Below are 13,965 nucleotides of genomic sequence, written 5' to 3'. Positions count from 1 at the left end.
AATCATAAAAAAGAGTTACTACCCTCTATTCCTTTTAATTTTATTTTTTAATTCATTTATCAAACTACTTTGCAAACCTCCGGTTTTATTATTTCCGGATTCTGTCCTAGAATTCCTCTGCGATGTTTGTTTAGGGGTCTTAGTAGACTCTGCTTGACCTTGTGTTTCTTTACTGCCGTAGTCTGTATCCTTGCCAGCAAACTTCGCTTGTAGCTCCTTCATGAGATTGTCATGCAGACCTTTATTGTCGCCCCCACCCTTAACTTTTTGAGATGCAGATGGTAACTTAGGAGCAGGAGGCGCAGGAGGCGTAGAAACAGAACCTCGAGTTGCAGAGGCACTAGATTGACCTTGTGTCTCTTTACTGCCGTAGTCTGTATCCTTGCCAGCAAACTTCGCTTGTAGCTCCTTCATGAGATTATCATGCAGACCTTTATTGTCGCCCCCGCCCTTAACTTGTTGAGATGCAGATGGTAACTTAGGAGCAGGAGGCGCAGGAGGCGTAGAAACAGAACCTCGAGTTGCAGAGGCACTAGATTGACCTTGTGTCTCTTTGCTTCCGTAGTCCGTATCCTTGCCAGCAAACTTCGATTGTAGCTCCTTTATGAGATTATCATGCAGACCTTTATTGTCGCCCCCACCCTTAACTTGTTGAAATGCAGACGGTAACTTAGGAGCAGGAGGCGCAGGAGGCGTAGAAACAGATTTATTGCTCATAGCTCTACGTGCAGCGTCTCCTACTTTAGCAGCCGCCTGTTTCTCTCCTGCTTTACCACTAGCACGGATGCCACCATTCTCAGAACCTGATGTTTTCTTGACCCCATCGGGTTGTTGATTATTTTCAGGGTTTAAAGGAGAGGGGCTGTGTGAAGAACTGTAAGGATTAATAGAACTCATAATCTAACCAAAAATAATTCTTTTATTTTTAATTAATTATAAATCTTATAGTTTTTTTATAAAATCGATGTAATTATGGTTATTAAACAAACTATCTTTATAGAGTAATATCTCGTATTATTTTGGGATTAATAAGAATAAATAGGATTCACAGGCAAAAGCTGTACCAAAAAAGTAACGAGTTTTTTAAGATCTTGGGCTAAATAATTTTGACAATGTATCGATCCATGCAACGAAATGCGCACTTCTCAGTACTGAAGAAGAACTATTTATTTTCAGATCTTAAACAAAAGATAGAAAAATTTCGTAAGGATTACCCTCAGGCTACTATTATCGACTTGTCTATTGGAAATACGACACAACCGCTACATCCTAGTGTAATTTCAGCGTTCACCTCTTCCGTAGAACAACTAGGAAATCCAAAAACTTATCATGGATATGGTCCAGAACTTGGTCTTCCAAAACTGAGAGAAAATCTAGCTTCAAAGCTTTACTCGAATCAGGTAGATCCCGAAGAAATTTTCATATCAGATGGAGCAAAAGTTGATATTTTTCGTTTACTGACATTCTTTGGCCCCGGGAAAACTTTAGGAGTACAAAATCCTTCATATCCTGCTTATCTAGATATTGCCTGTCTTACTGGAGCTAAAAAAATTGTTCATCTTAACTGTGAGGAATCCACAGACTTTTTCCCCGTGTTTCCTAAAGTACCTTTGGATATTCTCTGTTTATGCTCTCCTAACAATCCTACGGGCATAACGTTTACAAAAGAGCAATTACAAAATCTTGTGAATTATGCAAACACAAACGGAGTAATTATTCTTTTTGATGCAGCTTACAGCGCATTTATTTCATCCCCTGATCTTCCTAAAAGTATTTTTGAAATACCCGGCGCTAGATCTTGCGCAATTGAAATTAATTCTTTCTCAAAACCTTTAGGATTTTCCGGTATTCGGATAGGGTGGACCATAGTTCCTAAGGAGCTTTCCTACAATGACGGGTCTTCTATTCTGTCAGATTGGAAAAGATTTCTGTCCACGACATTTAATGGTGCTTCCTTACCAGCTCAAGAAGCAGCAATCGCTGGTATATCCTTATTCCCAAATGTAGAATCTATTAATTATTATCGTCGCAACACTCACAAGTTAAAAGAAGCACTACAGTCAGGGCAAATGAAAGTATATGGTGGAGAACATGCTCCCTATCTTTGGGTGAAAGTTCCAGATATAATTCCCGAAGAAGAAATCTTTGACTTTTTCTTATACCAATATAATATTGCCGTTACCCCAGGGTCAGGATTCGGGTCTTGTGGGAAAGGATTCGCTAGGTTTTCGGCCCTCGGTAGAGCTGAGGATATTGCCTTAGCCTGTGAACGATTACAATCGTCATCTATTTATGACATAATGGCTTATACATGATTTTCTTCCGCACTCTCACTCGTTATATTCTATTTTTATCGTTGCTTTGTTCGCTAATTACTGTCTTCTTTTCTTCAACACGTCCAAAAGTAGTCTCTCCTAAAGTAGCAATTTTCTTTTCCTTTACACACACACTTTTAGAAGATTGCTGTGCTAGCTGTATTGAAGTACTCAAGACTTTCGACCACGCTCCCGAAATCACGCTTGTCAATGCCGATGACAACCTTGTCAAAGCAAAGAAAATAGCCCGCGCTCTGCATAGAGACCCTAATGTGATATCTATCATTACTTTAGGATCCACAGCAACTAGAGTAATGAGTCAAATTGAAAAACGAAAACCTATAATTTATGCAGCTGTTCCTGATAGCGACATGCTCTCCTTCCCTAAAGATCAAACAAATATCCACGGCGTCAATGACAGTCTGGACATTAACCAATGCTGTTTTGCTATACAAACCGTGGCAGTAAATCCGGAATCTTTGGTCTATTTAAAACCCGCAGAACCCTATCCTTCAACACTACAAAATGAAATTGCTAAAAAGCTCAATGCTTCAGGAATCCAAGTAACAGAAATTTCTGTGACTCCTGCGAATTTTAAAACACGTATAAAACAAGCTATTAGCAAAAGACCTTCTGCTATTTTCATTCCCTTCTCTTCTTTACCACACAAATACGGAACATCATTTATTGAGGACATTTTAAAAGAAAATATCCCCATCATCACGGATGATCTTTCCTTGGTATCTGAAGGTGCGTGTGTTGCTTGTGGCGTAGATTTTAAAAAATCCGGAATTCAGGTAGCACAGATGGTTTACCATCTTCTCTACCATCATGATGACATCGAGGGGCTCAGAAAAATTATCGCTGACCCAATTCCACAAACAACCACATTTAACGAGGACGTTATCCGACGTTTGGGATTAAAAATTAATAAAACCGAACGCAAACAATTTCGTTCTATAGTCTTCAAAGAAAATAAAGAAAAAAAGCCTATAGCGAAGGCGGAAAAATCAAAAAATGAAAAGACCTCCGTTGCCTAAAGGTCTTTCCCATAACGTTTGAAAAGTTCTGTTTGTATAGATTTTGGAAGGAGAATTTTTTTTCTCCTAGAGGTTTCTCCAGAAACTAGGGTAACGTCGCGCTTAGGTAAGGACAGCGCTTTCGCTAGTACAGACACAACAGCATCGTTCGCCTTCCCCTTATCAGGGGGGTCCGTAACACGTACTTTCAACACATCTCCTTCAAATCCTAAGACCTTATTTTCCTTAGCTTTGGGGGTAACTTTTACTTCTAAAATCCAAAATTCGTCAGACAAATTTATTCCTGGGATATATTGAGATGCCCATTAGTTTCATGGACCCAAGCAGCTAGACCATGCAAACACATTCTAGGTGCCCAATCTTGTAAAAGGACTACTTGAGAAAATCCAGGGCCAGAAACATCGCATGTTTGCTTATCAAAGAAATTAGTAATACGACAACGATCCAAATGTATAAACGGTTGACTACTCACAAACAATACTCTTCCTGAAGAATCGCCATGATAAGATTTGAATAGATTAAGAGTATCATTTCTGGATCCAAAAGTATTTCCTTCAGAAGGATTAGCTTCTAAGAAAACAGCTTGAACACCGGACTGAGGATCTCTCCACTCACTAGGAACCTGCATTTGTTCCCAAACAAATCGTGCAATACCATCTTCCGAGGAAGGGACTTCATGGTCCTCTTCTCTCCAAGAGGGATCTACAGGAAACACATTGAAACGAGAATCAAAAAAATGCTCTCTGGTCTCTACCTCACTGTAACGCTCTCTCTTGCCAGATAAAAATACAATTTTCTTAAAACGCACGCCACGCTGCCACTCGCGAATTAAGAAGTCGAGGCGATGACGAATTGCAGGAAGCATCCCACCGAGAATAACGGCACTCTCATAAGTTGCTGCGTACGCAGGCACTACTTGTGTCATCCTAAGAAGAGAAAGGTCATTATAAAACTCATGACCATCTTTCAAAGAAATAGGCTCAAAATTACGAGACATACGCTGTTCCCGCGTGAGAAACAATGAAGACGACACTTCAACTAATTCTTCACGATTTTCCACTTGAGGCAAATCACATATAGAGAACAAGTGATTAACAATCGGCAGATACTGTTCCGAAGATAGTGAAGAAGCTTTTTGTGGGCAAAAAGAACACCCCCCAGTAATCATCAGCACGAGGCTGAAACACAACGCGAACAGCGAATATTTTTTCGTTGTACTCATAAAAAGCACCTAGGACATGTGCGGTTCCGAAAACGTCAAAATACTAGAGAAAAGAAAAAAAAACAACAGACAAAGACAAAACTAACGATTACTAAGGGAAAAGATAGAAATTATATCTCACGCTAAGCGTGAGATATAATTAACAACTAAAATCAGACATCTCCGACATCAACTGTTTTTTTCTTCGATATCTTGTTTCCCGTGAGCATCCTGCGTTTCGATAGTAGCATCTGAAGGCCGACGAATTTGATCTTCGTCAGAAAGATCACTACGTCCAGAAATTACAGATCGTAAAGAAGACCTATTTTCTTCGTTGCTTGATGAACTATTCCTTGGAGATGCGAAGGGATTCTCCAAGTTTTCTTTGGGCTTCTTGTCATCCTTGGACGAGATAATTCCTATTTTTCTTCCCACCCATAGCAAGAAGAACAAGATAGACCCATAAATACGATGAAATAGCTCGGTTAACGTATTCCAAACACGTAATAAACGTTCCCCACAGGTTAATGTAGTTTGAATCTCCTCTTTCGCAGAAGCAGCAACAGGTTCCTCTTGTTGTCCCTCAGATACCTCTATTAGCTGAGTGACATCGGATTGTTGCATAATATCTTTTAACTTAGATAGCGCTATGGATAAATCTGGCACACGTCCGCGTGACAAAATTGTCCAACCACTGTCAGTATATTGAATACCAATTTGAAATAGCAATCTTTCAACACGAGAGGCATCTTCGCCAAATTTCTCCCTAAAATCCTCCAACGACATCCCAATCATGCGCTTATGCAAATCAGTTAGTGAGGATAATAAAAGATCAGCATGCTCTTTCAAAGATGTGCAATTTCCTTCTATTTGTCTCTGCATACTTGCTAAGGCACTTATAGATTGTCGTTCTTCTTCAGAAGAAACTCTTAACTTTTTACCAGAAACATTCCCCGGATTCATCATAAGGGTTTGCAAAACATTTTGAGCGCTCCTCATGTAATCTTCGATTAATAAACGAACTTCGCTAACACCTTCAAATAAATCAGAAACACCCTCTAAAGATTTCTCTACAGAATCAATATCTTCCTTACCGAAATCTGCTAAAGCTACCTGCACAACATTTTCCGCGCCAGAATTCGGTGTCAGTGCCGAGGGTGAACCATGATCTAGCCATTGCCCCACAGCTTCTTCGACCAATATAGCATCATGTACCTCTGGCTGAACAGAGGATACAGCACCTGAAGATAGAACTTCTACAGATAGTCCATCCTCAGTAGCACCTGAGCAATCAGACTGCTTCTGATTTTCCTTCTCCTTCTTATCTGAACGTCCAACATCATCTCCTCCTGACGGAGGAACTTGAGAATTTCTATGTACTGAAGACATAAATTACCAAAAATAAAAAATTGTATTTATTTACTATATAATTATACATTTCTCTTCTTAATTATTTAATTCACAAAACAAATCACAATATTTTTAGAGAGAATCTATGGTAATTGATTTAGAAACCGACCTATGCTATTATCCTTTCACTTTAAAGAATCTTAACCCTCCTAGGATCTCACTAACCTGGACGACAAAAACACAATATGAAAGCCTCCCAGTTATTCTATAAAACTTCAAAAAATGTGAATAAGGACGCCTCAGTTCTTTCTTATGAACTTTTAGAAAAGGCAGGATACTTATTTAAAACATCCAAAGGAATATACACCTATACTCCACTACTTTGGCGCGTATCTTTAAAAATGGCCAAAATCGTCCGGGAAGAGCTGAATGCCATTGGAGGGCAAGAAGTATCTCTCCCTATTCTTCACCCCATGGAATTATGGCAAGAAACAGGAAGGTGGGAAGCCTTTAGCTCAGAAGGCCTTCTCTATACTCTTACAGATCGGGAAGATAAAGACTTCTGTTTAGCCCCAACACATGAAGAGGTTGTATCGTCATTCGTTTCCCAATGGCTATCTGCAAGGAAACAGCTTCCTATCCATCTTTATCAAATAGCTACAAAATTCCGAGATGAGATTCGACCACGTTTTGGTCTTATGCGTGCCAGGGAATTCCTAATGGAGGATAGCTATACCTTTTCAGATTCTCCAGAACAGATGAATGAACAATATAAGAAATTGCGAGAAGCATACAAAAGGATCTTTAATAGGCTAAATTTAAAGTATGTAATCGTAGAAGCCGATGGTGGCAAGATAGGTAAAGGAAAATCTGAAGAGTTCCACGTTCTCTGCTCCTTAGGCGAAGATACTATTTGTGTTAGCGGGTCATATGGAGCTAATATTGAGGCTGCAGTAGCTTGCCCCACCCCTTATGCTTATGATAAAGAGCTTCTTCCTATAGAAGAAATACCTACTCCCGATATCAAATCTATTGAAAATCTAAAAAACTTCTTTTCCATAGATCAACAGAAAATCATGAAAACTCTAATAGTAAAGTTGTTTTACGGGAAAGAAGAGAAATTTCTAGCGATAGGAATCCGTGGCGATCGTCAAATTAATTTAGCTAAAGTTGTCTCCAAACTGAACGCTGATGATTGCTTGTTAGCTTCTGATGAAGAAATTCAAAAATACCTAGGCACTGAAAAAGGCTTTGTAGGCCCGTTAAACTGCCCCATTGAATTTGTTGCTGATGAAACTACTCGCTCTATGACTAACTTTGTCTGTGCGGGCAATACTAAAGATATTCATTTCATTAACGTAAACTGGGATAGAGATGTTTCGCGTCCTGAGTATTACGATTTTCTTCTTGCTGAAGCTGGCGACGGTTGCCCATTTAATGATAATGTCCCCTATGAAGTTTATCAAGGTGTGGAAGTTGCCCATATTTTTAACTTAGGAACGAAATATACCGAAACTTTCGATGTTTCCTTCCAGGATGAGGAGGGGAAGAAACAGATTTGCTGGATGGGAACTTATGGTATTGGCATCGGTAGAACCTTAGCTGCTTGCGTAGAACAGCTAGCAGACCACAAAGGCATTGTTTGGCCAGGATCTATTGCACCTTTCCACATTACCTTACTATGTAATGGAGGAGATACTGCTTCCTTGGAAGCCGCAGAAATATTGTACCGAGATTTGCAGAGTCATGGTTACGAACCTCTACTTGATGACAGAAATGAAAGACTTGGTTTCAAAATAAAGGATAGCGATCTTCTCGGCATTCCCTATAAACTAATTTTTGGCAAAGTGTTTCATTCTTCTGGCATGCTAGAAATTGAATCGCGATTAGGAGAAAAATTCTCTGTGATTCCTGGTGAGTTCCTCTCTTGGTGTGCACAACATCTTCCTAATAGTTAGCATACAAGATACGTTTTTGGGAAAAACTTAGCATTCGAACATTTGGAGTGCTAAATTTCTTGACCTGACATAGATCTTTGCTTATAATGGCCACGAATAATTGATCTTACGGTGGATGTGATGTCCAGGTCTTGGATTTCCAAACGGGATTCTAAAATTCTGCATGTTCTTTTGACGACTACTGAGTTGTATTTAAAAACCGGGCAACCTGTTGGCTCTAAGACTCTCAAGGAACATTGTGATTCACATCTCAGCACCGCAACCATTAGAAATTATTTTTCCGAATTAGAAACACAGGGTTTTTTAAAGAAAAATCATGTTTCTGGAGGTAGAATCCCTACAGACTTAGCATTTCGCTATTATGTTGATTACAATATTCCCTCTCATGAACCCGTTTCTGATTCGGTATTACAAATTTTGGATACTTTGCCCAAGGAAAGTCGAAATATTGTGAAAGATCTCCAAAAAGCTTCAGAACTTCTAGGAGAAGTACTGCAACTACCCACATGTTTCTCATCTCCGAGATTTGACAGTGATACTGTAACTAATATCCAACTTTCCTCGGTTGATGATCAGCGTATTGTTGTCATTCTATCAACTGAATTTGGTCAAATATTTACTGACATACTGTGGATTCCAGAAACTTTAGCCTCTACCTCTTTAAAACGCATAGAAAGTTTTTTACAAAACTACATTAGCAAACAAATACCCAAAGACTCGTTGTCTCAGAAAGAAGAAGAGATTGGCATGACTTTGTATAACGAAGTAGTAGTACGATATCTCACACGCTACTGTAATTTCAGCGAAGAAGACCTCTATCAAACTGGACTTTCTAAACTACTTAAATACGAGTCTTTTAAAGATCCTGACATGTTAGCCTTGGGACTATCTTTCTTTGAAAATCGTCGTCATATGTGCAAATTACTGGACATAGGAATGCATAGAGATAAACCCACAGCCTTTATTGGAAATGAATTGTCTGATATCTTTGGAACTCGAAACCCTCAGTGCACCGTAATTACGATGCCCTACTATATGAATAACACACCTTTGGGAGCTTTTGGAGTATTGGGCCCTGTAAACCTCCCTTACAAAGAGATATTCGCAATACTAACCCTTTTTGCAGATAAGGTTAAAGCAAGTCTAACTCAAAGTTTTTATAAATTTAAATTATCATTTAGAAGACCTTGCCCTTCCGAACGTCATTCATCCAAAGAGCCTGCGCTCCTTGCAAGATACTCTTCTATAAAACTTTTACCCTCTAAGGAGATGTCATGACAGACACAAAACCTAACGATGAAGCAGAGAGCCAAGCGCCTGCTGACGAAGTAGAAGAATTACAACAAGAAATCGCAACTCTTAAAGCTGAAATTAAAGAGAAAAATGATAAGTACTTGATGGTGCTTGCAGAATCAGAAAATGCGCGCAAACGCATGCAAAAAGAACGTCAGGAACTCATGCAGTATGCTGTTGAGAATGCGCTTATTGACTTCCTTACTCCTATCGAAAGCATGGAGAAAGCTCTGGGATTTGCATCACAAATGTCGGAAGATGTCAAAAATTGGGCTGTAGGATTCAATATGATCCTCCAGCAATTTAAGCAGATCTTTGAAGATAAAGGAATTGTAGAATACTCTGCTATTGGCCAGAAATTTAATCCTTTTCTCCATGAGGCTGTAGAAACAGAAGAAACCTCTAATGTTCCAGAAGGCACAATTACTGAGGAATTTGCGAAGGGCTATAAAATAGGAGAACGACCAATTCGCGTAGCAAAAGTCAAAGTTGCAAAGTCTCCAGCACAAAATAAAGAAGAAAAATAAATTCAATCCTTAGAGAATTAGGTATTAGTTATGAGTGAACAAAGAAAATCTAGTAAAATCATAGGTATTGACTTAGGAACTACCAACTCCTGCGTCTCTGTTATGGAGGGTGGGCAAGCCAAAGTTATTACATCTTCTGAAGGAACACGTACTACCCCCTCTATTGTTGCTTTCAAAGGTTCAGAAACTTTAGTAGGTATTCCAGCGAAACGCCAAGCTGTTACTAATCCTGAAAAAACACTTGCCTCTACTAAACGTTTCATTGGAAGAAAGTATGCTGAAGTAGAATCTGAAATTAAAACTGTTCCCTATAAAGTTGCTCCTAACTCTAAAGGTGATGCTGTTTTCGAAGTCAATGGGCAACAATATACCCCAGAACAAATCGGCGCACAAATCCTTATGAAAATGAAGGAAACTGCTGAAGCTTACCTCGGAGAACCAGTAACTGAAGCTGTTATTACAGTTCCTGCGTACTTCAACGATGCTCAGAGAGCTTCAACAAAAGATGCCGGTCGTATTGCGGGTCTAGAAGTCAAACGTATTATTCCTGAGCCAACCGCTGCAGCGTTAGCATACGGTATTGACAAAGCTGGGGATAAAAAAATCGCCGTGTTCGACTTAGGAGGAGGAACTTTCGATATTTCCATTTTGGAAATCGGAGACGGAGTTTTCGAAGTACTTTCCACAAATGGTGATACACATCTTGGCGGAGATGATTTCGATGAAGTTATCATCAAGTGGATGATTGATGAATTCCAAAAACAAGAAGGTATTGATCTCAGTAAAGATAACATGGCATTACAAAGACTCAAGGATGCTGCAGAGAAAGCAAAAATTGAGCTTTCTGGAGTGTCATCTACAGAAATCAATCAGCCATTCATTACTATGGATGCCAGCGGGCCAAAACACTTAGCTTTAACATTAACACGTGCAAAGTTCGAAGAACTTGCTTCTCAGCTTATTGAACGAACTAAGTCCCCTTGCCTTAAGGCACTGAGTGATGCAAAACTTTCCGCTAGCGATATCGATGATGTCCTTCTTGTGGGAGGCATGTCTAGAATGCCAGCAGTACAAGAAGCAGTAAGAGCTATTTTTGGTAAAGAACCTAATAAAGGTGTCAATCCAGATGAGGTTGTTGCTATTGGCGCGGCTATTCAAGGCGGAGTTCTCGGCGGTGAAGTTAAAGATGTTCTACTCTTAGACGTTATTCCTTTATCCCTTGGAATTGAAACTCTTGGCGGAGTAATGACTCCATTGGTAGAAAGAAACACCACTATCCCTACACAGAAAAAACAAGTGTTTTCTACAGCTACAGATAACCAACCTGCTGTAACAATTGTTGTTTTGCAAGGGGAGCGTCCTATGGCAAAAGACAACAAAGAAATTGGTAGATTTGATCTTACAGACATCCCACCTGCACCTAGAGGACATCCTCAAATTGAGGTCACCTTCGATATTGATGCAAATGGTATCCTTCACGTATCAGCGAAAGATGCAGCAAGTGGCCGTGAACAGAAAATCCGTATTGAAGCAAGCTCTGGTCTACAAGAAGAAGAAATTCAACGTATGATCAAGGATGCGGAGATCAATAAGGAAGCTGATAAAAAGCGTCGAGAAGCTTCTGACACCAAAAATGAAGCAGACAGTATGATCTTTAGAGCTGAAAAAGCTATTAATGATTACAAAGATCAGATTCCTGAAACTCTAGTTAAAGAAATTCAGGAGCGCATTGAGAAAGTTCGCACCGCAGTAACAGAAGATGCTCCTATCGAGCAAATTAAAGCTGCTACCGAAGAGCTTAGCCGCCATATGCAGAAAATCGGTGAAGCTATGCAATCACAATCAGCATCAGCCGCCGCGGCTTCCGCAGCTAATGCTCAAGGTGGTCCAAACATCAACACTGAGGATTTGAAAAAACATAGTTTTAGTACCAAACCTCCAGCAGGAAATGGAACTGGCGACAGTGAAAACATCCAAGATGCTGATGTAGAAATCCTCGATAAACCTCAAGACTAGTTTCTATGGTCTCTTCTCTTTTTCCCCATCTCTTTTAGAGATGGGGAATTTTTTCCTTGAAACACTATTCATAAAAGTATTTTTGCATTAAAAACGTCTCATAAAACCAGAAAACGATTAAAAATCACCTTACGGAGTGAATCTGTTGAAAAAACCAAAGAAAAAAAAACTAAAATTCTAAAAAAACCAAATAAACCAAGTTTAATTTCTGGGACTTTATTTGTTCATGCTAAAAAAGGCTTTGGTTTTGTTTCCCCTGACCATCCGGAAAAATATCCTTTTGATATTTTCATTCCCGCTAGCGATCTGAAAGGAGCTCTAGATGGTGACCATGTTTTAGTATCGTTATTCCCAGGTCGAAGTAGGGAAGACAAACGAAAAGGGACTATACGCCAAGTCGTATCTCGAGGAAAATCTAGTCTTGTCGGAACTATTGTTTCTTTAATTAATAGTACAACTGCTCTTGTTTGTGTAACAACATTGGGACCAGAGGTTCCTATCAAAGCAAAATTAATCCCCAAACGTTCATACAAAATAGGAGATCGGTTACTGCTTGAGACTCCCGAATGGCAAGAAAAGCCCGAATCTAAAGAGACTCCCCCATTAGAAATGATTGAGTTTATAGGTAACATTTCCAATGCAAAGTCAGACTTCCCAGTTGTCAAAGCAGAATATAATCTCATTGAGGAATTTCCTGAAGATGCTCTCAAGGAAGCTAGTATATTTTCGCAAAAACATATTTCCCACGCTTTAAGGTCCCGTAGAGATCTACGCGATTTGCTCTGTTTTACTATAGACTCGGCAACAGCCAAAGATTTTGATGATGCAGTATCTTTAACGTATGACAACAATGATAATTACATTCTAGGTGTCCATATAGCTGATGTGTCACACTACGTCACCCCAAACTCTGCCTTGGATAAGGAAGCCGCAAAGCGTTGTAACTCAACGTACTTTCCTGGTAAAGTCATTCCTATGCTTCCATCAGCATTGTCTGACAATTTGTGTAGTCTAAAACCCAATGTTGATCGATTGGCTGTTTCTGTGTTCATGACCTTTACAAAATCAGGCCATCTTTCAGACTACCAAGTTTTCCGTAGCGTTATCCGGAGTAAGTATCGAATGACCTACGATGAAGTCGATGATATTATTGAAAACAACCATCCACACCCTATATCAAACACTCTACATGCTATGGCAAACCTAAGTAGAAGGTTCTCTGAACTTAGGGAAGAGCGTGGCTGTATTCGTCTTGTTCTCCCATCGTTTACAATGTCTCTCGACAATCTACAAGAACCTACAGACCTCATTGAAACTCGCCAAACGCTTGCTCACAAACTCATTGAAGAGTTCATGTTAAAAGCTAACGAGGTTATCGCCTACCATATTGCACATCAAGACATCACTCTACCATTTCGTATTCATGAACCCCCAAATAGCGAAAACCTTCTTTCCTTTAATGAAACCGCCCAAGCTATGGGATTTGAAATTGTAATGACCCCAACACAAGAGCCCAACTATCAATATTTACTACAGGAAGTATCTGCAGGACATCCACTAGAAACCATCCTACATTCCCAATTTGTAAGAAGCATGAAAACTGCCTCTTACTCAACTGAAAATAAGGGGCACTATGGATTACAACTAGACTATTATACACATTTTACTAGCCCAATACGTCGCTATATTGATCTTGTTGTTCATCGATTACTTTTTCACCCCATGTCTATAGATAGTAGTCACCTGGAACAAATCGTGAAGACTTGCTCAACACAAGAACGTGTTTCAGCAAAAGCCGAGTTCTCATTAGAAAACATGAAAAAAACTCGATTCTTAAAAAAATTCTTGGATGAACAACCCGACACCGCTTACAAGGCGTTTGTCATTACCTCTTCTATAGAAGGAATTTCTTTTACCGTTCCTCAATTTTGCCAAGAAGGATTCATTTCTACAGCACAGCTACCCAAAGAATATGTTCTTAAAAAGAAATCATCAACTACGGAATTGCCTCCTGAACTCCGGCCTGGAGCGACTATTCAAGTAAAGCTCGCTTCTGTCAATTTGTTAACTCAGGTGATTTCTTGGTCTCTAATACCTCAGCAACTAGGAAAAACACCAAAAAAGAAAACACGTAGAAAAACCAAAACGGAAACACCGAAAACACGAAAAAAGAAAGTAGTTGCCGATACCTCAGAAGTTGATGAGAACATAACTAAGTCGGTGTAAAGTTGAATGAATTGCCCCGAACCAGGTATATTCAAAGTT

General features: G+C 39.5%; 11 protein-coding genes. 7 read left to right on the top strand and 4 right to left on the bottom strand.

Annotated features, from left to right (window positions below):
• Window positions 1–18: 18 nt before the first annotated feature.
• Entirely contained in the window at window positions 19–897 is an 879-nt protein-coding gene (locus H359_RS01535) for a hypothetical protein (RefSeq protein ID WP_021119516.1), read from the bottom strand.
• Between the two features lie 227 nt (window positions 898–1,124).
• Between H359_RS01535 and H359_RS01530 the strand changes: the two genes are divergently transcribed.
• Window positions 1,125–2,315, top strand: coding sequence for an LL-diaminopimelate aminotransferase (locus H359_RS01530; protein ID WP_020370973.1), 1,191 nt, complete (start codon window positions 1,125–1,127; stop codon window positions 2,313–2,315).
• Window positions 2,312–3,355 (top strand): ABC transporter substrate-binding protein, encoded by a 1,044-nt coding sequence (locus tag H359_RS01525; protein ID WP_020370972.1) that lies wholly within the window; start codon window positions 2,312–2,314, stop codon window positions 3,353–3,355. The genes H359_RS01530 and H359_RS01525 overlap by 4 nt, the downstream gene beginning before the upstream one ends.
• Here the strand turns inward: H359_RS01525 and H359_RS01520 are convergent.
• The 3 genes from H359_RS01520 to H359_RS01510 form a co-directional block, all read right to left on the bottom strand.
• Window positions 3,352–3,630, bottom strand: a complete 279-nt coding sequence (locus H359_RS01520; RefSeq protein ID WP_020370971.1) for a DUF167 family protein — start codon at window positions 3,628–3,630, stop codon at window positions 3,352–3,354. The two genes, H359_RS01525 and H359_RS01520, sit on opposite strands and share 4 nt — an antisense overlap.
• A gap of 2 nt (window positions 3,631–3,632) precedes the next feature.
• Entirely contained in the window at window positions 3,633–4,577 is a 945-nt protein-coding gene (locus tag H359_RS01515) for a hypothetical protein (protein WP_035392300.1), read from the bottom strand.
• A gap of 168 nt (window positions 4,578–4,745) precedes the next feature.
• On the bottom strand, window positions 4,746–5,945 hold the full coding sequence (locus H359_RS01510) for a CT392 family protein (RefSeq protein ID WP_020370969.1): 1,200 nt from the start codon (window positions 5,943–5,945) through the stop codon (window positions 4,746–4,748).
• Window positions 5,946–6,151: 206 nt separating this feature from the next.
• Between H359_RS01510 and H359_RS01505 the strand changes: the two genes are divergently transcribed.
• The 5 genes from H359_RS01505 (at window position 6,152) to H359_RS01485 (ending at window position 13,926) form a co-directional block, all read left to right on the top strand.
• Complete coding sequence (locus H359_RS01505) at window positions 6,152–7,864, top strand: proline--tRNA ligase (protein ID WP_020370967.1); 1,713 nt, start codon at window positions 6,152–6,154, stop codon at window positions 7,862–7,864.
• Between the two features lie 120 nt (window positions 7,865–7,984).
• Window positions 7,985–9,142: a heat-inducible transcriptional repressor HrcA gene (gene hrcA, locus H359_RS01500; RefSeq protein WP_020370966.1), complete on the top strand. Its 1,158-nt coding sequence runs from the start codon at window positions 7,985–7,987 to the stop codon at window positions 9,140–9,142.
• Window positions 9,139–9,684 carry a nucleotide exchange factor GrpE gene (locus tag H359_RS01495; protein ID WP_020370965.1) on the top strand — a complete coding sequence of 182 codons (546 nt, stop codon included), beginning with the start codon at window positions 9,139–9,141 and terminating at the stop codon, window positions 9,682–9,684. Before hrcA ends, H359_RS01495 begins: the two co-directional genes overlap by 4 nt.
• Window positions 9,685–9,714: 30 nt before the next feature.
• Entirely contained in the window at window positions 9,715–11,700 is a 1,986-nt protein-coding gene (dnaK, locus tag H359_RS01490) for a molecular chaperone DnaK (RefSeq protein WP_020370964.1), read from the top strand.
• Between the two features lie 174 nt (window positions 11,701–11,874).
• Window positions 11,875–13,926: a ribonuclease R family protein gene (locus tag H359_RS01485; RefSeq protein ID WP_051149430.1), complete on the top strand. Its 2,052-nt coding sequence runs from the start codon at window positions 11,875–11,877 to the stop codon at window positions 13,924–13,926.
• Window positions 13,927–13,965: the final 39 nt, after the last annotated feature.

The organism is Chlamydia ibidis 10-1398/6 (assembly GCF_000454725.1).
Classification (GTDB): Bacteria; Chlamydiota; Chlamydiia; order Chlamydiales; family Chlamydiaceae; genus Chlamydia; species Chlamydia ibidis.
This window is presented reverse-complemented; position numbering and strand designations above follow the sequence as displayed.